Below are 19531 nucleotides of genomic sequence, written 5' to 3'. Positions count from 1 at the left end.
GAAAAGCACAAGGCGTCCGCAATGCGGGCGCCTTTTTCGGGCTAAAAATGAACGGAATGGCAGACGGCCCGTCTAATCCTTCAAACCTGTGAATAAGCGGAGGGTTTTACTTTCTCCTTTTCCCTCTGCAAAATGGCGGCCGCCTCAACGGCCGCCTTTTTTTTTGCCTTAGCCTGATCGGGCTTAATGCTGGGCGACTTAAAGCAGATGCGGGAGATCCAGTCCATGAACTCGTCTTCGCCGCTGAGCATCTCGATCTCCACCCGCATGTAAATCACCGGAATGTCGCGGCGGTCGACGAACGGGAAGCGAACGGCATCCTTTTCCGTCGTTAAAATGGCCTCAGCACCCCGCTTAATGCTCAAGTTAATCGTATTAATGACCTCTTGCTGCGTGAAACGATGATGATCGGCAAAGCGGCGGGTGTATACAATTTCGGCGCCAAAGGCGCGCAGGGCCTTCTCAAAGCTTTCCGGCACGGCAATGGCCGAAACCGCGGCAATCTTCATGCCCTTCAAAATATCCATATCATAGGTCTTGTCGCCGAAGACATCTTTGAGGAACTTGGCGGCGTGACGGCATTCCGAGATTTCCGCATGCGGATTCATCCGGCGCAGCTGCTCTTTGAGCTCGGGCTCGCCCTGTTCGCCGCACTTGGTGATAAAAATGAAGCCGGCGCGCTTAATGTTGCGCATCGGCTCGCGCAAAAGACCGCGCGGCAACAGGTGCCCTCCTCCAAATGGATTGGTACGGTCGACCAAGGCTATATCAAGGCGGTGGCCGAGCTTCAAATACTGAAAGCCGTCGTCAAGAATCAGCGTATCGCAACCGAGCTCCTTGATGGCGTACTTGCCGGCCTTCACGCGGTCCTTATCCACCACAACCGCCACATTGAGCAAATTCGACGCCAACATGTAGGGCTCGTCGCCCGCGGTCCAGGAATCGAGCAAAAGGCGCTGCCCGTCGGACACCACGCGAGGCGGCGTCTCAATCTTTCCGGTGGTGATACGCTGAATCATTTTTTCAAGGAACGGCAGTTCCTTGCTCTTGTAGCCGCGACTCAGAATGGCCACCTTGCGGCCCTGCTCCTGCAGGTTGCGCGCAAACACCTCCACCACCGGGGTTTTTCCGGTGCCCCCGACCGTCAGGTTGCCAACGCTGATGACTTGGCAACCCAGCGTGCTCGGCCGGATGATGCGGTGCTTGTACAGCCACAGGCGAAGCTGAACAATAACCGCAAATATCCATGAAAGCCCTTGCATGAAAACGCGAAGCGTAGAGGGAAGCTTCCCTTTTTCGGTGCCGTCCAGAACGGACAACAAATAGGTCTCGAGGTTCTCAATTCTCTGTTTGTTCGTCATAGGCCAATCAATGTTAAAAATGCGTTAGGGCACTATACCCGCTGCGAATGAATCTTCAAGGCAGGAAGTGGGACACAAAAAAAAAGACGCGCTTTGGATAAAACGCGTCTGTCCAGTGGTTGTAAGGCCGGCTACAGGTTGATGGCCTTGAGCAACGCATCGACCTTGTCGGTCTTTTCCCACGGAAACTGCGGACGGCCAAAGTGGCCGTAGGCTGCGGAATCGCGGTAGCTCCAGCCGTTCGGCGTCAGAAGCTCCAAATCAGCAATCAGCGCACTCGGGCGGAAGTCAAAGATTTCGCCGGCCTTCAGCACTTCTTCAATCCGGTGGTCATCCACCCGGCCGGTGCCGTAGGTGTCCACGTTGATGCTCAGCGGCTTCGGAACGCCAATGGCGTAGGCCACTTGGATTTCGCACTTGTCGGCCAAACCTGCCGCCACAATGTTTTTGGCCGCATAGCGGGAATAGTAGGCCGCAGAACGGTCAACCTTCGAGGGATCCTTGCCGGAAAACGCGCCGCCGCCGTGGCTGCCGACGCCGCCGTAGGTGTCGACGATAATTTTGCGTCCGGTCAGGCCGGCGTCGCCGTGGGGGCCGCCGATTACAAACTTGCCGGTCGGGTTAATGAAATATTCGGTTTCGTCCTTCAGCAGGCCAGTCGGAGCCAGCACATCCTTGCAGACCTTGATCAGGTCTTCGCGGATCTGTTCGAGCGACACATCGTCGGTTTGGTGCGAAACCACAACCGTATCGATTGCAACCGGCTTTCCTTCAACATGCTGAACGGAAACCTGCGATTTGGAGTCGGGACGCAGATAAGAAAGGGTTCCGGCCTTGCGGATCTTCTGCAACTCGTCAAGCAGACGATGGCTATAGGCAATCGGGGCAGGCATCAGCTCTTCGGTGGCGTTACTGGCATAGCCGAACATCATGCCCTGGTCGCCGGCGCCCTGCTCTGCAAAAAGGCCTTCGCCCTCGGTCACGCCCTGCGAAATATCGGGCGACTGCCCGTGCAGACGGTTGATGTATTCAAACGTTTCGGAACAGAACTCCAGCTCTTCGCGGTCATAGCCGATATCCCGGCAGACTTCGCGGGCAATCGCTTCGGGATCGACATTGTCCCAGCCAGCGCAGGTGATTTCGCCGGCATTGACCACCAGATTGGTGGTCGTCAGCGTTTCGCACGCCACGCGGCTCTTGGAATCCTGCGCTAGACAGGCGTCGAGAATCGCGTCGGAAATTTGGTCGCACACTTTGTCGGGATGCCCTTCAGACACCGACTCGGACGTAAAAACATGGTCTACTCGAATTTTGCTCATCTTGATCCCTCTATTCGTTTATGCGGATTAATGGATATAGATGCAGAATTTAGCGGACGGTTTTTGAGAGTTCTACAAAATTCGATGAGAAAAATGCCCTTTTAAGCCAAGAAGCTTGACCCCCTGCATCACGGCAACCTACTGTTTCCAACCATTGGAACCCAATTTATGAGAGAATTCACTAAAGACGACCTGATTAACTTCCTCCCAGAGTTTGATACCTTCGTCGGCATCGACTCCGACGGCTGCATTTTCGATACGATGGAAACGAAGCAAAAAGGCCACTTCCACCCGGCCATCATTCGCCACTGGAAGCTCGAAGCCATCGAACCGCAGGTGCGCGCCGCGGCGGAGTTCACTTATCTCTACTCCACCTTCCGCGGGCTTAACCGCTTTCTCGGCCTCTGCAAAACCTTCGAACTGCTCAACGACTGGCCGGAAGCGCACGACAACGCCGCCCTGCCCGACCCCGCTGATCTGCACGTCTACTGCGATTCCGGCCTCCCGCTCAGCAATGCCACCATCAAGGCCGAAGCCGAACGCACCGGCAGCGCCCTGCTAGCCGAAGCCCACGCCTGGAGCGTAGAGCTCAACGAAGACATTGACCAAAACATGCCCGATCCGCCCCCGTTCCAGGGCACCGAACAGGCCCTTCAGCGCATACAGCAAAACTCCGACGCCATCGTGATTTCCCAAACGCAGGCCGTCGCCCTGCTCAAAGATTGGTACCGCGACGATCTGGCCAAATATGTCTCCGTCATCGCCGGTCCGGAACTCGGCAGCAAAATCGACCACTTTACCATGGCCTCCGTCGACCGCTATCCGGCCAACGCCATCCTCATGATCGGCGACGCCCCCGGCGACATGGCCGCCGCACAGGCCATCGGCTGCAACTTTTTCCCGATCGATCCCGGACACGAGGTCGAAAGCTGGCAGCGCTTCATGGACGAAGCCTACGCCGCTTTCCTCGCCGGCGGTTTTTCAGACGAATACCAAAAACAACTCATCCATGAATTCAAAGCATTGCTGCCCGGGACGCCACCATGGAAATTGACAAACTAGTACACTTGCTAACCCAATTCAAAAACGGCGAGGCCGACCTCCCGGAAACCCTTTCAACGCTCAAACAGCTGCCCTTCGAGGATCTGGGGTTTGCGAAGGTCGACCACCACCGCGCCTTACGCACCGGCTACCCCGAAGTCGTATTCTGCCAAGGAAAGACCCACGAACAGTGCGAAAAGATTTTCCAGGCGCTGGAAAAGCACAACGACAATATTCTGATGACCCGCGCCGAGCCGGACCTTTTTGCGAGGTTGCAGAAAATCGACGACCGGCTTGTCTACAGCGAGCTCGGCCGTACCATCACCCTCGAAGCAAAGCCGCGCGAAAAAACCGGAAGCGTGCTCATCATTTCCGCCGGAACGGCCGACATACCCGTTGCCGAAGAAGCCGCGGTCACCGCCGCCATTTCCGGCGCGAACGTCGAGCGGTTGTACGACTGCGGCGTGGCCGGCATCCACCGCCTGCTGGCGCAGAACGAAAAGATCCAAAAGGCGCGCTGCATTGTTGCCGTCGCCGGCATGGAAGGCGCGCTGCCCTCGGTGGTGGGTGGCCTCGCGCCCTGCCCCGTTATTGCGGTTCCGACCTCGGTGGGCTACGGCTCGCACCTCAACGGCCTCGCCCCGCTCTTCACCATGCTGAACTCCTGCGCCCCCAACATTACCGTCGTCAACATCGACAACGGTTTCGGCGCCGGCTTCTCCAGTGCCATGATCAACAAGGGCGTGAACCATGAGGCGTGAGCCGTGATCTAGTCACGTTTCAATCGTCACTCATCACGGTCCTAAATGCTTGATTCTTCAGCAAAGTTTGGGGATATTCCGCGATTCCCAAACGAAGGAGAATTTTATGATCAAAGCCTGTGAGTTGAAAAAATCGTCCGTCATCGACATTGACGGCACCCCGCACATTATCCAGAACATCACGCAGCAGTCGCCCACGGCGCGCGGTGGAGGAACGATCTATAAAGTTCGTTTCCGCAACGTTTCAACCAACCAAAAGGTCGATCAAACCTACCGCAGCGAAGATCCTTTGCAGGAAGCCACCTACGACAAAAGCGAGGTCCAGTATCTCTACAAGGACGGCGATCGCTACGCGTTCATGGATCTCGAAAGCTATGAACAGTTTGAGCTGATGGCAGAGGACATTGAAGATTGCCTGCCCTTCCTGATCGAAGATATGGAAGGCATCACCGCCCTCGTCTCGGAAGGCCGCGTGCTGACCCTGCAGATGCCCGACACCATCGAGCTCGAAATCGTTGAATGCCCGCCGGCCATGAAAGGGGCCTCGGCCACCTCCCGCACCAAACCTGCCACGCTCACCACGGGACTGATTGTTCAGGTGCCGGAATACATCGCGCCGGGCGAAGTCGTGAAGGTCGACACCCGCGAGCGCAAATTCCTCTCGCGTGCGTAGCCCATCGTCCTCGTTCTCGCCCCTCCTCCTCGTTCTCGACAACCGAGGACGAGGACGAGTTTGGAGGACGAAGACGAAGAATGCCTGATTCCAATCCAACCCTCATACTTGCCCCCATGCGCGGCATCACGACGATGTTCTACCGTCAGGCCTTCGTCCGCCACTTCCAAGGGCTCGATGTTGAGATGGCTCCGTTCATCTCGACCGTCAGCGCCGAACGCATCAATCCCAAGCTGCTCAAGGATGTGCTTCCGGAAAATAATTCCGGCCTCCCGCTCATTCCGCAGGTCATTGGCAACAAAGCCGACGACTTTGTGCAGATGAACATTGCGTTGCACGGTCTCGGCTATGACGAGGTCAACTGGAACATGGGCTGTCCGCACAAGCCGATCCGCAAAAAACGCCGGGGCTCCGGCCTGCTGCCCTATCCCGACACCGTCGATGCCATTCTCGACCAAGTGTGCGAGCGCAGCCCGTGCAGGATTTCCGTTAAAGTCCGGTTGGGCGTTTCCGACAAGTCGGAGCTGATGAAGCTCATTCCCGTGCTGAATAAATATCCGCTCAGCGAAGTCATCGTCCATCCCCGTACAGCCGAGCAAATGTACGATGGAACCGTCGATCTCGACGCCTTTGAAGAGGCCTACAGCGCCTTGGAGCGCCCCGTCTGCTACAACGGCGACATCAACAGCCTTGCCTTCTACCAAACCGTTAAAACGCGCTTTCCAGCCATTGACCGGTTCATGCTCGGCCGAGGCCTGCTGGCCAACCCCTTTCTTTGCGAGGTAATTAAGGCGGGAAACCCCAAAACCGACAATGCTGTTCAGCGCATTGCCGACTTTCACGAAGACGTTCTTTCAAGCTATGCGGGCTATCTCGACGGCGACCATCCCGTTCTGGGGAAAATGAAGGAATTCTGGACCTATCAGGCCACCTATCTGTCTAATGGCCGGAAAATGTTTAAAAAGCTGAAGAAAACGGAACGACTCAACACCTACAAGGCGATCGTTTCCGAGTTTCTCGCCGAAGCGGAATGGACAGCATAGTTTTTCCTTCATTTCCAAGAATGGACAACTATACTGCCGAGCATGAAATGCGTATTTGCTTTAGATCAGGGCACAACAAGTTCTCGGTCGATCCTGTTCGATCGCGCGGGCAAGGTGCGTGCGGCTGCCCAACGGGAGCTTAAGCAGATCTACCCCCAACCCGGCTGGGTCGAACATGATCCGATCGCCATATGGGAAGCGCAGCAGTCCACCGCCCATAAAGCGATGCATCAAGCCGGGGTGCATTCCGAAGACATTGTGGCCATCGGCATCACCAACCAGCGCGAAACCACCGTAGTCTGGAACCGGAAGACCGGCAAACCAATCCATAATGCCATTGTATGGCAGGACCGGCGTACGGCAGATCTTTGCGCACGCCTCAAGGCCGACGGCGCAGAAACGCTCTTTTACGAAAAAACCGGACTGCTGCTCGACCCCTATTTTTCCGGAACCAAAATCAAATGGCTGCTCGACCACATCGACGGAGCGCGCGCTAAGGCAGAGCGTGGCGAACTGGCCTTCGGCACCATGGACTCCTGGCTGGTCTGGAACCTGACCCGTGGCCGGCACCACATCACCGACGTCAGCAATGCTTCCCGCACGCTGCTCTTCAACATTCATACGCTGGAGTGGGACAAAGAGTTGCTGGAGCTGCTGAAGATCCCGAGAAGCATGATGCCCGACGTCCACTCATCGAGCGAAGCCTACGGCTCCGTCGACAAACTGCTCTGCGAATGCGGCTGCACCATCGCGGGAATCGTCGGCGACCAACAGGCCGCGCTATTCGGCCAAGCGTGTTTCGAACCGGGAGACGCTAAGAACACCTACGGCACGGGATGCTTCCTGCTGAAGAATACCGGAGCCGAAGCCGTCGCATCGAACAACAAGCTGTTGACGACCATCGCTTGGAAGCGCGGCGACGAGATCAACTATGCCCTGGAAGGCAGCGTTTTCATTGGCGGCGCCGTAGTGCAGTGGCTGCGCGACGAGTTGGGCATCATTAAATCGTCCTCGGACATCCAGCAGCTTGCGGCGCAAGTGCCCGATAGCGGCGGTGTCTATTTTGTTCCTGCCTTTGCCGGCCTCGGCGCCCCCCACTGGGATCCGAATGCGCGCGGTGCGATCATCGGTCTGACACGAGGCAGCGGCAAGGCGCACCTTGCCCGCGCAGCACAGGAGGCGATCTGCTTTCAATCAATGGAGCTCATCCAGGCCATGGAAAAAGTTTCGGGCGCACCGATGGACCTGCTCCGGGTGGACGGGGGTGCGTGTGCCGACGACTTGCTAATGCAGATCCAGGCCAACCTGCTGCAGGTTCCGGTCGAGCGGCCGAAGTTGATTGAAACCACCGCCTTTGGGGCGGCTGCGCTGGCTGGACTCGCTGTCGGCTTCTGGCAGAATCTCGATGAAATTGCGGCGCACCGCGAGATTGACCGAATCTTCGAACCGCAAATCACTTCCGATGAAGCCGGAGCCCGATATGCGCTTTGGATGAAAGCGGTCGAGCGAAGCAAAGCGTGGGCATAAAAAAAGAAGCGCCCTTTTGAGGCGCTTCTCACGTGCGGCGTCTTTCAGCCTAATTCAATAGAATTAGAGCGGAATGACGTTAGTTGCACATGGGCCTTTCTGACCCTGTCCAACTTCGTAGGAGACCTTCTGGCCTTCGTCAAGCGTGGCATAGCCAGAAACTTGAACTTCAGAGTGGTGAACGAACAAATCAGTTCCGCCGGCGTCGGGGGTAATGAAGCCGAAGCCTTTTTCAGAACTGAACCATTTTACTGTGCCTTTATCCATACTGTGTACTTCCTATATTTTGAATGAGCCGTCTGTTTATACTGTCCGGCGGAACAATGCCACAAAAAACTTCAAAAAAAAATTCAGCCCAGAAAATCCAAAAGGGCGGCGAAACAATTTAAGCCCCCGCATTGCGCTGCTCCGACTAGCGATCCGCTCCATTTTTTCCTGGGACGGACGCATTGGTTCAACAATCCGTTCGACACCGCCGGCATTGCCTGATATGGATACGCGCCTTTGTTGATCAGTAATTAAGGAATTTTATGTTGGATAAGAAAAAACATGTAGTGGTGGTTGGTAATGGAATGTCCAGCATTCGCTTCTGCGAAAAGCTGCAGGAATACGACGCGCATCACCAATATCAACTGACAATCATAGGCGATGAGCTCCTGCCGGCCTATGACCGCGTTGCCCTCTCTTCGATATTCAGAGGCAAAACCGACCGCGATCTAATCTTTGCTGAGGCCCGGTGGTACGAATACCACAAAATACAGCTGATGCTTGGCACACGGATCGTATCCATCGACCGTGAAGCACAAACCGTTGCGACCGGCAACGGAAAACAGATTCACTACGACCGCTTGGTGCTGGCCACCGGTGCGCGGGCACACATCCCCAACATTAAAGGAACCGATCTCGATGGCGTTCATGTATACCGGACGTCGGACGACGCCTACGCCATCTGCAACAATGCCGAACAGGCCAGGCATGCCGTCGTTATCGGCGGAGGCCTGCTGGGGCTTGAAGCGGCGGAAGCCTGCAAGGAGCACGGAGCGCAGACCACCCTCATTGAACGCGCGCCGCACCTGATGGCCTGCCAGCTCGACGCCGCAGGCGGACAGATGCTGCGCAGCAAGGTCGAAGCGCTGGGGTTGACCGTACGCACCGGCGAACATGTGGCAGCGCTGACAGGCGAACATAGCATCAACGCAGTTACGCTGGAGGGTGGCGAATCCATACCGGCCGCCTTGGTGGTGCTCGCGACCGGCATTCAGCCGAACGACGAGCTCGGACGCGACGCCGGACTGGCCGTCGGCGCCAAGGGCGGCATTGCCATCGATGAAACAACGCGCTCTTCCGATCCCAACATATACGCCATTGGCGAATGCGCTTCGTTCAACGACGCCACATACGGTCTGGTCGCCCCCGGCTATGCCATGGCCGAGGCCGTCGCCGCGCACTTGGGCGGAATCAGCAAAACCTTTCAGTCTTCGGAACCGGCCTCGCAGCTCAAACTGCTCGATCTGCAGGTGGCCAGCATCGGAAACCCGCTGCTTGAACCGCCCCTCGCCCAACACATCGTCGATCAGAACACCGGCAAAGGTGTCTACAAAAAGCTCGTCATCGACCCCGACGGCAAGCATCTGCTCGGCGCCATCCTCATGGGAGAAACGTCGGAGTTTGGCCGGCTTCAAAAACGGATCGAAGAAAAAACCGAACTGCCGGAAAATCCCGCCGAATGGCTCGCTCCGATCGGGAAGCCCTTCGAACCGGAACTGGATATGGAGGACGACGACGTGGTCTGCTTCTGCAACTATGTCACAAAAGGCGATATCTGCCGAGCGATAGACCGCGACAACCTGAAAACCACCGGCGACGTGATGGGCGTAACTTACGCAGCCGGTCTTTGCGGCAGCTGCCTCGACATGGTTGACGCCGTCACCAAGCACCACGTCGCCCTGCGCGACGGCTAGGGTTCCTCGGTCAGCAGTTCGGCGCCTTTAATCAAGCGGCAGAACTCTTTCTTTGTGACTAGATGCGTGAACCCCTCTCCTTCGATCGGATCAGTCATCACTTTATACTTCACAGACAGGCGCTCCCGCTCCACAACGCGGTAGTACTCTTCGCCCTTCTTCCAGATTTGGCCTTGCAGTATTTTCATAAACTCTATTTCTCCTCGGGGTCGGGGTAGCGATATTCTATACCCTCATAATTTGTAAAGACGATATCATCACCTTCTCTTCTGATTTGCTCCACTCCCAATATCGGAACTTTTCCGCCGCCGCCGGGGGCGTCGATGACGTATTGCGGGACGGCGAGGCCGGATATGCGGCCGTGCAGCGACTGGATCAGCTCGATCCCTTTCGCAACCGGAGTCCGGAAGTGCGCGGATCCGCGGACGGGATCGCACTGCAACAGGTAGTAGGGTTTCACGTTGATTTCGAGCAATCCGTAAAAAAGGTCGATGAGCGCCTCTGTGTCATCGTTGACGCCTTTCAACAAAACCGTTTGGCTGACCATGCCTATGCCATGGTTCGACAGTTTTTGGCAGGCGCCCTGGGTTTCGGGCGAAAGCTCGTCGGCGTGGATAAAATGCAGGCTGAGCCAAACGCGATGCTTCCGAAAAACCGAACAAAGCTCATCGGTTATGCGCATGGGCAGCACAACCGGCACCTTGGAGCCGATGCGGATCATGCGCACATGCGGAATGCTCCGAAGCCTGGAAAGAATGTCGTCGAGCACGGAATCGGTCAGGGTCAGCGGATCCCCGCCGGAAAGGAGTACGTCGCGGATTTCGGAGTGTTTTTCTATATAGAGGAAGCTTTCTTCCAGAGCATGGAAATCGGCAGGACCTTTGCCTACAATGCGCGAACGGGTGCAATAGCGACAATAAGTTGAGCAAAAGGTGGTGACAAGAAACAGCACTTTGTCGGGATAGGTGTGGATGAGGTGCGGCGTGGCGCGGTGGCCCTCCTCGCCCAGCGGATCGGCCAGCTCACCGGTGCCTAGCGCGTTTTCATGGTTCGTCGGAATGACGGTGCGGCGCAGCGCATCGGACTGCAGCAGGCCGGCATAGTGCGGGGTCACGGCAAACGAAAGTGGAACATCCCCCTCAAACGCGGCGCGCTCTTCGGCCGTCAGCTCAATAACTTCTTCAAGCTGCTCCCGCGTGGAGATACGGTTGGCGATCTGCCACTTCCAATCATTGCAAGAATCTGTTTCGCTCATAACTTCCAGTATTTGGACAAAATAATTAGAGCAGAATAATTTAGCGGCAGAACCATTTTTCCCAACGGATCGGAATTATTCTGCAAAAAATCATTCTGCCATTCTCTTTAAACAAAGTCCGGTGCTTCGGATTATTGACATGAGAAATATGACCGGCATTATACGTGGATGTCTACGTATAAAAACCAAATTGAAAAGCAACTGAAGAAGGTGCGGGCCGCCATGGACGGCACATTGAGCGGCACCAACCTTTCCAAACTCCTCCCGGGCAACAAAAACCTGCTGGGCAACGGCAAGATGCTGCGCTCCCGCCTGGTGCTCTCCATCGGCGCGGCCAACAGCATTGAGGAGCAGGTGCTGATCAATGCCGGCGCGGCGGTGGACATCATCCACGGCGCGAGCCTGCTGCACGACGATGTGATCGACGGCGGCATTCTGCGGCGCGGCGCACCCACCTTTTGGAAAAAATACGGAACGAACGGCGCCATCCTTTTTGGGGACCTGCTGGTGTTCAAGGCACTCAGCCTCCTGAGCGAGGTGAACCGCAGCGACCTGCTGAAGGAGCTGATCGAAATGTCCGGAGAGGTTTGCCGGTCGGAGGTTGAGCAGGAACTGGTGCTGCGGGGCGCACCGGGCACTTGGGAAGAGTGCGAACAAGTGGCCCGCTTCAAGACCGGCTCGCTTTTCGCCTTCGCCGCCATAGCCGGCGGCACCGATGAACCGGGGCAGACGGAAGCTCTGCGCGAAGCCGGCTTTATCCTCGGAACCGCCTATCAGCTCGCCGACGACGTGCTCGACGCCTCGGGCAACGAGGCCGTTTCTGGAAAAACCCTTGGAACCGACAACCAGCGCGGCAAAACAACGGCGATCACCGCCACCAAAAACGCGCCAGCAGCACCGTTGGACTACATTTTTTCCCTGCTCGACGCCTCTTCCGTCCAGCTGGCGGCCTGGCCGGAAATACAGGGAGCGTGGGATACGTTTTTAAACGTGACAATGAAACCCGTGTTGAGTAAACATTTGACCGCGGGCTGAGGCGGAAGAGGTTCCATGGTTGCTCAACGCTCATACATGAGCAACTTTATAATATTTTCTGCTTTTAACGATGCAAATGAATCGGTATAGAGATACCCATTAAGCAGTTCACGGCTTTCCATGAACGATGCGTACTGCACGGTTGAATGTTTAAATTGTACAATTTTGCAACTATTAACTACAAGACAAGATGGCTTGGAAACAATAGAATCGCCGGCTTTTAATGCATTTAAAACAAGCGGTTTTGTACAAGGAATCGAGGAGTGAAAACAGAGTGGCTAACTTCAAAATAAACAAAGGCTTCGATATAAAGGTTTTAGGAAAACCCAAAGCCAACATCGAAGACTATTCGAACCAGCAGCTGTTTGCGGTTTATCCTTCCGAATTCGAAGGATTGAAGCCCCGCCTTAAAGTTAAGGCGGGCGATTCCGTGAAGCGTGGCGACGTTCTGTTTGAAAACAAAAAGAACGTGAAGATGCTCTTCCGTTCCCCCTGTTGCGGCACGGTTACAGCGGTCAACCTCGGCGCTCGGCGCTTCCCGGTTGAAATCCTGATTGAACCGGAGGCTCAGGAAGAGAGCGTGGCCTTCACGGCCTATGCCCGCGACAGCATCGGGCAGCTTTCCCGCGAACAGGTGGTTGACCATCTGCTGAACGCCGGCCTTTGGCCGCTGATCAAGCAGCGCCCGTTCAACAAGATCGCCGATCCGGAAGCGGCGCCTAAAGCGGTATTCATCAACGCCGCCGGCTCAGCCCCCTTCCAGGCGGATTTCAGCGCAGTGCTGAAAGGCGACGAAGAGGCCTTCCAAACCGGCATCAATGCGCTGGCCAAGCTGACCGAAGGCAAAGTCCACCTTTGCAAGTCGGCCGGATCCGACATTCCAGACTTTGGAAACTCTGAAAGCCACACCTTTTCCGGCAAGCATCCTTCGGGCAACACCAGCGTACACATCAACCGCATCAGCCCGATCCTGCCGCAAGACACGGTCTACACCATCGCGGCGCAGGACGTCATCCTGATCGGCAAGCTGCTGAACACCGGCGAGCTTCCCCGCACTAAGGTAGTGGCCCTTGGCGGTCCAGCCGTTAAAGAAGAATTCCGCAAACACTACCGCGTGCCGGTCGGCTCCAGCCTGAAGCCCCTTTTTGAAAAGGCGCTCGAAGGCGAGGAAGTCCGCGTCATCCAAGGCAACGTGCTCTGGGGCGACATTGTGAAATCCGACACCTGCATACGCTACTATGGGTCGGAATTTTTCGTGCTCGAAGAAGACCGCTCCCGCCACCTGATGGGCTGGACGATGCCGGGCCTGTTTCAGTACAGCTCCCACCGCGTCAACCTTTCTTCCGTCATAGGCTTGGCTCACGACTGGAAACTGGGCACCAGCTTGCACGGAAGCCGCCGCGCAATGGTGGTGACCGGCTGGATGGACAAATACCAGCCTTTGAATATTATGACGGACTTTCTCGTACGTGCGGCGCTTGCGCATGACACCGACGAAATGATCCAGCTCGGCATCCTCGAAACGGATCCGGAAGACTTTGCCTTGGCGGCCTTTGTTGACCCGCACAAGACCGACGTCTGCGCAATCATCAAGCGCGGCCTTGAGGAAATCGAGGAGGAAGGCATATGATCAGATTTTTGATTCCCGATTTTAAATTGCTGATTTTCGGGTCTGCGACAGCTTCTCTTACAGGGAAATACACAGTACGCAATACGCAGCACGAATCACGTACGACGGAGAAGACTGCATGAAATTTTTATTCGACTTTATGGATAAGAACATTGCCCCGCTTTTTGAAAAGGGTGGCAAGTTCGAGCGGCTTCATCCGTTGTTCGAGGCGGGCGACACGTTTGCCCGCACGCCGGGCGATGTAACCCCGAGCGCACCGCACGTTCGCGACTCCATCGACCAGAAGCGATTGATGATCTTCGTGATCTATGCGTTGATCCCCTGCATTCTGTTCGGGATCTGGAACGCGGGCAGCCAATTCAACTTGAGCAACAATGTTGAAGACGCCACCCTGATGACCGACCTGATCCGCGGTTCGGCCATGGTGCTTCCGATTATCCTTGTTTCGTACATGGTCGGCGGCGTCTGGGAAGTGTTGTTCGCGCTGGTCCGCCGGCACGAAATCAACGAAGGCTTTCTGGTGACCGGCATGCTGTTCCCGCTGGTGCTGCCCCCCACCCTTCCCCTGTGGCAGGTGGCGGTCGGCGTATCCTTCGGCATCGTGATCGGCAAAGAAATCTTCGGGGGGGTTGGCTACAACATCCTCAACCCGGCGCTCACCGCGCGGGCGTTCCTCTTCTTCGCCTATCCGGCGCAGATTTCGGGCGACAAGGTCTGGGTCGGCACCGCGCACACCGCGTTCGACAACAGTATTTTCTTCGGCACCGTTGCTGAAAACGTCGATGGCGTAACGATGGCCACTCCGCTGGCCGTTGCGGCCGCGGTTGAAAAAGGAGGCGATGCAATCGGCGCGCTGAACGAAGCGGGCTTCAGCCTCTTTAATATGACCATGGGCAACATACCGGGTTGCATCGGCTCCACTTCGGCGGTCGCGATTGTGCTCGGCGCACTCTTCCTGCTGGCCACCGGCATTGCCTCCTGGCGCGTGATGCTCTCGGGTGTTATCGGCTGTGCGGCGATGGGCTGGCTGTTTAATGTACTGCCGCTCGACAATGCGTTTGCCGCGTTGCCCTTTATCTACCATCTGGTGATGGGCGGCTTCCTGTTCGGCATCGTCTTTATGGCAACCGATCCGGTCTCCTGCTCCGCCACGAACACTGGCAAATTGATCTACGGATTCCTGATCGGCGCGCTCACCGTGCTGATTCGCGTCGCCAACCCGGCCTATCCGGAAGGCGCGATGCTCGCCATCCTGTTTATGAACGTCATGGCGCCGCTGATCGACCACTTCGTGGTTCAGGGACACATCAAGAAACGTACAGCTTATGCGAGGGCTTTGAACAATGCGTGAAGATACTAGAACACTCGTTTTCGCAGGAGTTACCTGTATCGTAGTCAGCCTGCTGCTCTCCGTTACGGCCTCGGTTCTGAAGCCGGCCCAGCAGGCGAACGAAGCATTCGACGTGAAACGGAACATCGTTAAAGCCTTCGGCATCGACATCAGCTCGTTGGACCGGCCAGGCATTGAAGCCTCCTTCGAAAAGCACGTGGCTAAAGATAAAGCCGGCGATCTGCCGATCTTTACTTGGACCGACGAAGGGGCTGACAAAGCCTCCAAGTACGCGTTTCCAATCTCAGGAAAGGGGCTATGGAGCATGCTCTACGGCTACCTCTCACTCGAAGCGGATCTGGAAACCATTGCCGGCATCAGTTTTTACAAGCACGGGGAAACCCCGGGTCTTGGCGCTGAAATCGAAAAGCCATGGTTCCTGTCCCAATTCACCGGCAAGAAGCTCTACAATGAAGGAACAGCCGTGGATTTCCTGGTTGTTAAACCGGGCACACCGCCAACCGAAACTTCGGTCGATGGAATCTCTGGCGCAACGCTTACCGGTAAAGGCGTTCAGGCGCTGATCCAGAAAGATGCCGCTGCGTATGCTGAATACTTTAAATCAATTAAGGGAAACTGATCATGACTTCTGCTGCTAAGAAACTATTGATGGATCCGTTTTCGGATAACAACCCGGTTACCATTCAGGTACTTGGCATCTGCTCCGCCCTCGCGGTTACGGTGAAAGTGGATACGGCCATTGTAATGACGCTCGCGCTGACCTCAGTGGTTACCCTTTCCAACGTTGTAATCTCGCTGTTGCGGAATGTAATTCCGCCGGGAATCCGGATGATCGTGGAAATGGCCATTATTGCCTCACTGGTAATTATCGCCGACCAGTTGCTCCGGGCATTCCTGTTCGATATCAGCAAGCAACTCTCCGTATTTGTGGGTCTGATTATTACCAACTGTATCGTGATGGGGCGTGCGGAAGCCTTTGCCCTCCAGAACCCGCCGAAGGACTCGCTCCTCGACGGCCTCGGAAATGGACTGGGCTACGGCATCGTGCTGATTACGGTTGCTACCATCCGTGAGCTTCTCGGATTCGGTACGTTCCTTAATTTCAAAATCATGCCGGAAAGCTTCGTGGGCAATGGTTTGGTACTGCTCGCCCCGGGCGCATTCATCATTCTCGGACTGCTGATCTGGGCTCAGCGCACCGTTAGCAAGTACGTGGAGGAATAAAGAATGAAGAATCTCGACCAAGGAATGAAGAATTCCGAATTTGCAACCGCAACCCTTGAACAAGCCGCACTCCCTTCGACATTCGGAGTTCCTTGTTCACTATTCGATATTGGGGAGTGAAACGACCATGGATCTGTTAAGTCTAGCCATTAAGGCGATCTTCGTTGAAAACATCCTGCTGGCCTTCTTTCTGGGCATGTGCTCCTTCTTGGCGTGTTCCAAGAAGATCGACACAGCCATCGGCCTTGGATTCGCTGTAATCTTCGTATTGACGATTACCCTGCCGGCCAACTGGGCCATCCACCATTTCCTGCTCCGTGAAGGCGCGCTAACGTGGTTGAACCCTAAGTTTGCTTCATTGGACCTAAGCTTCCTGAACTTTATCTGCTTCATTGCGACCATCGCTTCGATGGTGCAGCTCGTGGAGATGATCCTCGACAAGTTTTTCCCGGCGCTCTACCACGCGCTCGGCATCTTCCTGCCGCTGATCACCGTAAACTGCGCTATCCTCGGCGGCTCGCTCTTCATGGTGGAACGTGAATACGGCGCGCTTGAATCAACCGTGTTCGGCTTCAGCTCCGGCATCGGCTGGCTACTGGCGATTGCCGCCATGGCGGCCATTCGTAAGAAGCTGCGCTATTCACACCTGCCGGACGGTCTCAAGGGACTAGGCATCACGATGATCATGACCGGCCTGATGGCCATGGCCTTCATGTGCTTCTCGGGAATCAATCTGTAAGGGCGAGAGGCATCCCGCCCCTACCAAGGGACTGAAAAATGGAAAACGTAATCTACATTGTATCGAGCGTCGTTGTTTTCACCGGAGTGATCATGCTGCTGGTGATCATGCTGATGGTCGCGGCCAAAAAGCTGGTTCCCCAGGGAATGGCCAAACTGAGCATCAACGAAGGCAGCCGGGAGCTGGAAGTCAAACCCGGCTCGTCGCTGCTGACCGCGCTCTCTACCCAGAAGATTTTCCTGCCGTCCGCCTGCGGCGGCGGCGGCACCTGCGCCATGTGCAAATGCAAGGTGCTCGAAGGCGGCGGCACGCTGCTTCCGACCGAAGCCGGACAGGTTACCAAAGCCGAAGCCAAGGAAGGCGTTCGCCTGGCCTGCCAGCTAAAAGTGAAGGAAGACATGGTGCTGGATATCGAGCCCGAAATCCTCGACATCAAAAAGTACGAGTGCACCGTTCGTTCCAACGACAACGTCGCCACCTTTATTAAAGAGCTCGTGGTTGAGCTGCCCGACGGCGAAAAGCTCGACTTCAAGGCCGGCGGCTACATCCAGATCGACGTTCCCGCCTATAAGGATCTTTCCTACAAGACCTTTGATGTGGCCGAAGAATACCGCGGCGACTGGGACAAGTTCAACATCTGGGACTGCGTCGCTAATAACGATGAGCCGTGCTTCCGCGCCTACTCCATGGCCAGCTTCCCGCTGGAAGACGACATCATCATGCTCAACATCCGCATCGCCTCCCCGCCTCCCGGCACCAGCTATCCGCCGGGCGTGTGCTCCAGCTATGTATTTGACCTCAAGCCGGGCGACAAGATTACGATCTCCGGCCCGTACGGCGAATTCTTTGCTCAGGAAACCGACCGCGAAATGTGCTTTATCGGCGGCGGCGCCGGCATGGCGCCGATGCGCTCGCACATCTACGACCAGCTCAAACGCATCGGCACCGACCGCAAGATTACCTTCTGGTACGGTGGCCGCTCCAAGCGCGAGCTGTTCTACATGGAAGAGTTCCAAGAGCTGGAAAAACAGTTCCCCAACTTCAAGATGTATGTCGCCCTCAGCGATCCGTTGCCGGAAGACAACTGGGAAGGCTTGACCGGCTTCATCCATCAGGTATGTCAGGATGAATACCTCCTCAAGCACGAAGATCCAGCCGAGATTGAATACTACCTCTGCGGACCGCCCATCATGCTCAAGTGCGTGAACGACATGACCTATAACCTCGGCGTTGAACCCGAGATGATCCGGGCCGACGACTTCGGCATCTAAACGCTTCCGATATTTGGAAGAGCAAAGCCCGGCACCCGCCGGGCTTTTTTTGTATCAATCCTCCTCGTACGTCGTTCTCGTACGTCGTTCTCGTTCTCGGTCAGTCGAGCACGAGTGACAAGGAGGAAGGACGAAGACGATTTGTGTTCTGGAGGGACGCTGTCCTCATCGGGCGCGCGACGGAACGGTGCGGGCGGACGGTGCGCTCTTCCGGTATATGGAAGAGCAAAGCCTGGCATCTGCCGGGCTTTTTTAATGCACAAACTCTGCGCAGAACTTGATTTACCGAAACCCTCTCTGCTAACCTCCATGCTTATGTTTTGCATTCGTTCCCATAATCGGAATACCTGCTCGCTCCGCGCGGCAGCACTTTCGCTGCTGTGGCTGGCAGGCGCCTGTTCCGCGCAGGAGCTGGAGCCTCGGCGCTGGAACCATTTGCCTACTGGAATCCATGTGGCGGGAGCCGGCTATGCCTATACCCATGCAACCATTAATTTCAGCCCAGTCCTCCAGATTAAAGATGTCGATGCAGACATCCACACCGCGCTTGCGAAATACATCCAAACCTTTTCAGTATTAGGCCACTCCGCCCGCATCGGCGTGGCGCAGGGCTATCAACACGGGCGATGGTCGGGTGACGTGGGGGGCGAACCGACGACGATCCACCGCGACGGTTTTACCGACTCGATTATCCGCTTTTCCGTTTCGCTCTATGGAGCGCCGCCCATGGAGGGAAAAGAGTTTGCCGCGTATCGCGCCGAGAAAGCAAAATCCGAAACCATTATGGGCGCCGGCCTGATTGTCCAACTTCCCACGGGAGAATACTACAGCAACAAACTGATCAACCTAGGGAGCAACCGCTACACGTTCCGCCCCCAACTCGGCGTGCTGCACTCCCGGGGCAAGTTTTCCATGGAACTCACCAGCTCGGTCTGGCTCTACACCGATAACGACGATTTTTATGGAGACACGCGGCTGGAGAACGATCCGTTATATGTCCTTCAGGGACACCTCACCTACTCCTTCCGGCCCGGCCTTTGGCTGGGCACCGGGATTGGCTACGGCTATGGCGCCGAATCGACGCTGGACGGAAAAAACAAAGGCGACAAACGGAAGAATCTGGCTTGGGGCGGAAGCATATCCTACCCCATCACTCGCAAAGTCGGAACCAAGCTCACCTATGTTGGCACAAAGTCCCAAACCTCCCTCGGCGCCGACACCCACACCATCGCCCTCGCCGCTTCGGTGCTCTGGTAGCGCTGTCGACCTACACCACGCCGATCCATGGGGCCGTGCATCCAAGTTTGTTGCTTGTTGCAGGAGGGGGGGGGGGGCTAATG

At 56.1% G+C, this 19531-nt stretch carries 19 protein-coding genes; 14 read left to right on the top strand and 5 right to left on the bottom strand.

From position 1 onward, the window contains the following. Nucleotides 1-80 precede the first annotated feature (80 nt). Complete coding sequence (gene lpxK / locus SCARR_RS00095; RefSeq protein WP_136059513.1) at nt 81-1361, bottom strand: tetraacyldisaccharide 4'-kinase; 1281 nt, start codon at nt 1359-1361, stop codon at nt 81-83. Between the two features lie 131 nt (nt 1362-1492). Then, a complete protein-coding gene (gene metK / locus SCARR_RS00090; protein ID WP_136059512.1) occupies nt 1493-2680 on the bottom strand; it encodes a methionine adenosyltransferase in 1188 nt (395 codons plus the stop codon). A gap of 168 nt (nt 2681-2848) precedes the next feature. Here metK and SCARR_RS00085 point away from each other — a divergent pair, with 168 nt between their 5' ends. The 5 genes from SCARR_RS00085 to glpK all read left to right on the top strand — a co-directional run bounded on the left by SCARR_RS00085 (nt 2849) and on the right by glpK (nt 7725). Further along, nucleotides 2849-3742 carry an HAD family hydrolase gene (locus SCARR_RS00085; RefSeq protein ID WP_136059511.1) on the top strand — a complete coding sequence of 298 codons (894 nt, stop codon included), beginning with the start codon at nt 2849-2851 and terminating at the stop codon, nt 3740-3742. After that, a complete protein-coding gene (larB, locus tag SCARR_RS00080) occupies nt 3724-4482 on the top strand; it encodes a nickel pincer cofactor biosynthesis protein LarB (RefSeq protein WP_136059510.1) in 759 nt (252 codons plus the stop codon). Before SCARR_RS00085 ends, larB begins: the two co-directional genes overlap by 19 nt. 106 nt (nt 4483-4588) lie before the next feature. Then, the gene (efpL, locus tag SCARR_RS00075) at nt 4589-5155 is read left to right on the top strand and encodes an elongation factor P-like protein EfpL (RefSeq protein WP_136059509.1); all 567 of its coding nucleotides are present in this window, start codon (nt 4589-4591) and stop codon (nt 5153-5155) included. An 80-nt stretch (nt 5156-5235) separates the two neighbouring features. Next, nucleotides 5236-6198, top strand: a complete 963-nt coding sequence (locus tag SCARR_RS00070; protein ID WP_136059508.1) for a tRNA dihydrouridine synthase — start codon at nt 5236-5238, stop codon at nt 6196-6198. 42 nt (nt 6199-6240) lie between these two features. Then, nucleotides 6241-7725: a glycerol kinase GlpK gene (gene glpK / locus SCARR_RS00065; RefSeq protein WP_136059507.1), complete on the top strand. Its 1485-nt coding sequence runs from the start codon at nt 6241-6243 to the stop codon at nt 7723-7725. 63 nt (nt 7726-7788) lie between these two features. Here the strand turns inward: glpK and SCARR_RS00060 are convergent, their stop codons facing one another. After that, nucleotides 7789-7992, bottom strand: a complete 204-nt coding sequence (locus SCARR_RS00060; RefSeq protein WP_136059506.1) for a cold-shock protein — start codon at nt 7990-7992, stop codon at nt 7789-7791. A gap of 263 nt (nt 7993-8255) precedes the next feature. Between SCARR_RS00060 and SCARR_RS00055 the strand changes: the two genes are divergently transcribed. Further along, on the top strand, nt 8256-9686 hold the full coding sequence (locus SCARR_RS00055; protein ID WP_136059505.1) for an FAD-dependent oxidoreductase: 1431 nt from the start codon (nt 8256-8258) through the stop codon (nt 9684-9686). On the opposite strand, the gene SCARR_RS00050 is transcribed toward SCARR_RS00055, so the two are convergent. Beyond that, on the bottom strand, nt 9683-9874 hold the full coding sequence (locus SCARR_RS00050; RefSeq protein ID WP_136059504.1) for a hypothetical protein: 192 nt from the start codon (nt 9872-9874) through the stop codon (nt 9683-9685). The two genes, SCARR_RS00055 and SCARR_RS00050, sit on opposite strands and share 4 nt — an antisense overlap. 5 nt (nt 9875-9879) lie before the next feature. Then, complete coding sequence (locus SCARR_RS00045) at nt 9880-10941, bottom strand: KamA family radical SAM protein (RefSeq protein WP_136059503.1); 1062 nt, start codon at nt 10939-10941, stop codon at nt 9880-9882. A 168-nt stretch (nt 10942-11109) separates the two neighbouring features. On the opposite strand from SCARR_RS00045, the gene SCARR_RS00040 reads away from it, so the two are divergent. From SCARR_RS00040 to SCARR_RS00005, 8 genes are all read left to right on the top strand, one after another. Then, complete coding sequence (locus tag SCARR_RS00040) at nt 11110-11976, top strand: polyprenyl synthetase family protein (protein ID WP_136059502.1); 867 nt, start codon at nt 11110-11112, stop codon at nt 11974-11976. Between the two features lie 274 nt (nt 11977-12250). After that, nucleotides 12251-13606, top strand: coding sequence for a Na(+)-translocating NADH-quinone reductase subunit A (locus SCARR_RS00035; RefSeq protein ID WP_168432849.1), 1356 nt, complete (start codon nt 12251-12253; stop codon nt 13604-13606). A 118-nt stretch (nt 13607-13724) separates the two neighbouring features. Next, entirely contained in the window at nt 13725-14957 is a 1233-nt protein-coding gene (locus SCARR_RS00030) for an NADH:ubiquinone reductase (Na(+)-transporting) subunit B (RefSeq protein ID WP_136059500.1), read from the top strand. Continuing rightward, nucleotides 14950-15576, top strand: coding sequence for an NADH:ubiquinone reductase (Na(+)-transporting) subunit C (nqrC, locus tag SCARR_RS00025; protein WP_136059499.1), 627 nt, complete (start codon nt 14950-14952; stop codon nt 15574-15576). The genes SCARR_RS00030 and nqrC overlap by 8 nt, the downstream gene beginning before the upstream one ends. 2 nt (nt 15577-15578) lie before the next feature. Then, nucleotides 15579-16181 carry an NADH:ubiquinone reductase (Na(+)-transporting) subunit D gene (locus SCARR_RS00020; RefSeq protein WP_136059498.1) on the top strand — a complete coding sequence of 201 codons (603 nt, stop codon included), beginning with the start codon at nt 15579-15581 and terminating at the stop codon, nt 16179-16181. A gap of 127 nt (nt 16182-16308) precedes the next feature. Further along, nucleotides 16309-16920, top strand: a complete 612-nt coding sequence (gene nqrE / locus SCARR_RS00015; RefSeq protein ID WP_136059497.1) for an NADH:ubiquinone reductase (Na(+)-transporting) subunit E — start codon at nt 16309-16311, stop codon at nt 16918-16920. Nucleotides 16921-16958: 38 nt separating this feature from the next. Next, a complete protein-coding gene (gene nqrF / locus SCARR_RS00010; RefSeq protein ID WP_136059496.1) occupies nt 16959-18191 on the top strand; it encodes an NADH:ubiquinone reductase (Na(+)-transporting) subunit F in 1233 nt (410 codons plus the stop codon). A 309-nt stretch (nt 18192-18500) separates the two neighbouring features. After that, complete coding sequence (locus tag SCARR_RS00005; protein WP_168432848.1) at nt 18501-19448, top strand: transporter; 948 nt, start codon at nt 18501-18503, stop codon at nt 19446-19448. Nucleotides 19449-19531: the final 83 nt, after the last annotated feature.

Origin of the sequence: Pontiella sulfatireligans, assembly GCF_900890705.1 — a bacterium.
Taxonomy (GTDB): Bacteria; Verrucomicrobiota; Kiritimatiellia; order Kiritimatiellales; family Pontiellaceae; genus Pontiella; species Pontiella sulfatireligans.
This window is presented reverse-complemented; position numbering and strand designations above follow the sequence as displayed.

Bases quoted from the DNA above. Each gene is read 5' to 3' on its own strand.
- SCARR_RS00005 (WP_168432848.1), top strand. From the start codon at position 18,501: ATGCTTATGTTTTGCATTCGTTCCCATAATCGGAATACCTGCTCGCTC.
- SCARR_RS00030 (WP_136059500.1), top strand. From the start codon at position 13,725: ATGAAATTTTTATTCGACTTTATGGATAAGAACATTGCCCCGCTTTTT.
- efpL (WP_136059509.1), top strand. From the start codon at position 4,589: ATGATCAAAGCCTGTGAGTTGAAAAAATCGTCCGTCATCGACATTGAC.
- glpK (WP_136059507.1), top strand. From the start codon at position 6,241: ATGAAATGCGTATTTGCTTTAGATCAGGGCACAACAAGTTCTCGGTCG.
- nqrE (WP_136059497.1), top strand. From the start codon at position 16,309: ATGGATCTGTTAAGTCTAGCCATTAAGGCGATCTTCGTTGAAAACATC.
- SCARR_RS00040 (WP_136059502.1), top strand. From the start codon at position 11,110: ATGTCTACGTATAAAAACCAAATTGAAAAGCAACTGAAGAAGGTGCGG.
- SCARR_RS00020 (WP_136059498.1), top strand. From the start codon at position 15,579: ATGACTTCTGCTGCTAAGAAACTATTGATGGATCCGTTTTCGGATAAC.
- lpxK (WP_136059513.1), bottom strand. From the start codon at position 1,361: ATGACGAACAAACAGAGAATTGAGAACCTCGAGACCTATTTGTTGTCC.
- SCARR_RS00045 (WP_136059503.1), bottom strand. From the start codon at position 10,941: ATGAGCGAAACAGATTCTTGCAATGATTGGAAGTGGCAGATCGCCAAC.
- nqrF (WP_136059496.1), top strand. From the start codon at position 16,959: ATGGAAAACGTAATCTACATTGTATCGAGCGTCGTTGTTTTCACCGGA.
- SCARR_RS00085 (WP_136059511.1), top strand. From the start codon at position 2,849: ATGAGAGAATTCACTAAAGACGACCTGATTAACTTCCTCCCAGAGTTT.
- nqrC (WP_136059499.1), top strand. From the start codon at position 14,950: ATGCGTGAAGATACTAGAACACTCGTTTTCGCAGGAGTTACCTGTATC.
- metK (WP_136059512.1), bottom strand. From the start codon at position 2,680: ATGAGCAAAATTCGAGTAGACCATGTTTTTACGTCCGAGTCGGTGTCT.
- SCARR_RS00070 (WP_136059508.1), top strand. From the start codon at position 5,236: ATGCCTGATTCCAATCCAACCCTCATACTTGCCCCCATGCGCGGCATC.
- SCARR_RS00050 (WP_136059504.1), bottom strand. From the start codon at position 9,874: ATGAAAATACTGCAAGGCCAAATCTGGAAGAAGGGCGAAGAGTACTAC.
- larB (WP_136059510.1), top strand. From the start codon at position 3,724: ATGGAAATTGACAAACTAGTACACTTGCTAACCCAATTCAAAAACGGC.
- SCARR_RS00060 (WP_136059506.1), bottom strand. From the start codon at position 7,992: ATGGATAAAGGCACAGTAAAATGGTTCAGTTCTGAAAAAGGCTTCGGC.
- SCARR_RS00055 (WP_136059505.1), top strand. From the start codon at position 8,256: ATGTTGGATAAGAAAAAACATGTAGTGGTGGTTGGTAATGGAATGTCC.